Origin of the sequence: Streptomyces niveiscabiei, from assembly GCF_001419795.1 — a bacterium.
Classification (GTDB): Bacteria; Actinomycetota; Actinomycetes; order Streptomycetales; family Streptomycetaceae; genus Streptomyces; species Streptomyces niveiscabiei.
Genome location: NZ_LIRL01001172.1, coordinates 1 through 1545 on the forward strand (window position 1 = coordinate 1; position 1545 = coordinate 1545).

Annotated in this window: 2 protein-coding genes and 1 pseudogene; 1 reads left to right on the forward strand and 2 read right to left on the reverse strand. The window is 73.3% G+C overall.

Features of this window, described 5'->3' with window-relative positions:
* Nucleotides 1–3: 3 nt before the first annotated feature.
* On the reverse strand, nt 4–912 hold the full coding sequence (locus tag AOK24_RS41615) for a pseudouridine-5'-phosphate glycosidase (protein WP_055725079.1): 909 nt from the start codon (nt 910–912) through the stop codon (nt 4–6).
* 100 nt (nt 913–1012) lie between these two features.
* Between AOK24_RS41615 and AOK24_RS41620 the strand changes: the two genes are divergently transcribed.
* Nucleotides 1013–1441 (forward strand): VOC family protein, encoded by a 429-nt coding sequence (locus tag AOK24_RS41620; protein WP_055725080.1) that lies wholly within the window; start codon nt 1013–1015, stop codon nt 1439–1441.
* Between the two features lie 31 nt (nt 1442–1472).
* Here AOK24_RS41620 and AOK24_RS48125 read toward each other — a convergent pair.
* Nucleotides 1473–1545 (reverse strand): annotated as a pseudogene (locus AOK24_RS48125) (MGMT family protein); the annotation flags it as partial.

Consider the following 1545-nt stretch of genomic DNA (forward strand, 5'->3'; position numbering starts at 1 on the left):
CCCTCAATCCCCCGCCCAAGCCGCGGCGATCCGCCCCGCGAGCCGCACATTGCCGCGTACGGCCGCGAGGTTGGCCTCCAGGGACGCCCCGTCGGTGTGGCGGACGAGGTAGTCGAGGAGGAAGGGCGTGACGGCCTGGCCGGTGATGTTCTCGGCCTCGCAGGCGTGCAGCGCGTCGGCCAGTACGCGCGCGTGGAGGGCCGGTTCCAGTTGCTGTTCCTCGGGGACGGGGTTGGCGACGATCAGGGCGGAGTCCGGGCCGGCGAGGAGGTCCTGAGCCCGCATCACCTCGGCGACCTCACCGGGCGTACGGAGCGTCCACTCCACGGGGTGGCCGGAGTCGGACAGGTAGAACCCGGGGAAGCGGTCCGTGCCGTACCCGGCGACGGCCACGCCGAGCGTCTCCAGGCGCTGGAGCGTCGCGGGGACGTCCAGGATGGACTTGACGCCCGCGCACACGACGGTGATCCGCGTGCGCGCGAGGAGCCCGAGGTCGGCGGACTCGTCCTGCGTGAGGGTCCACTCCCGGTGCACCCCGCCGAGCCCACCGGTCGCGAACACCCGCACCCCGGCCAGCGCGGCGAGCTGCGCGGTCGCGGAGACGGTCGTCGCCCCGCTCGCGCCGGACGCCACCGCGAGCGGCAGGTCGCGGTGGCCGAGCTTGCGGATGCCGTCACCGTCGGCGATGCGCTCCAGCTGCTTCTCGTCGAGCCCCACGCGCGGCTGCCCGTCCAGCACGGCGACGGTCGCCGGTACGGCGCCCTCCGCGCGGACGACGGCCTCTAGCTCGCGCGCCACCTGGAGGTTGCGCGGCCGGGGCAGCCCGTGCGCGATGATCGTCGACTCCAGTGCCACGACGGGCCTGCGCGCGGCGAGCGCCTCCCGTACCTCTTCCGACACCATCAGCACCATGGGCCCGCCTCCTGTCGGTCGCTCTCTCCTTCATCTCTGGCGATCGTTCTGGCCGGTCAAACTCTTGCGGCCTGTGGGAGACACCACCAGCCTGGGGTGCATGACGGACAACTCCGCACGTCTCGACCACGTCGTGCTCTGGGTACGCGACCCCGTCGCCTCCGCGGGCTTCTACGCGCGCGCGGTGGGCCTCGACCCCGTACGGCTCCCCGAGTTCACGGCGGGCGAGGTCCCGTTCCCCTCCGTACGGGTCAACGACGACACCCTGATCGACCTGATGCCCCTCACCCTGGCGCCCGACATGCGCATGCTCCCCGACTCCGAGGCCGGCGCCGGCCACCCCGTCAACCACGTCTGCCTGGCCCTCCCGGAAGCCGCCTACGACGCTCTGCGCGCCCGCCTGGAGTCCCTCGACGTCCCGACCTCTCCCGTCGCCCACGGCTCCTTCGGGGCCCGCGGCAAGGCCCCGCGCAGCTTCTACTTCAGCGACCCCGACGGCAACGTCCTGGAGGCACGGCACTACGACTGACCGACGGCCGCACCCGCGCCGGAGCCCCGCCTCAGAACAACGGCTCCGGCAACACCCCCTCCAGCGCCAGCAGCCGCCGCTTGGTCTCCAGCCCGCCCCCGAAC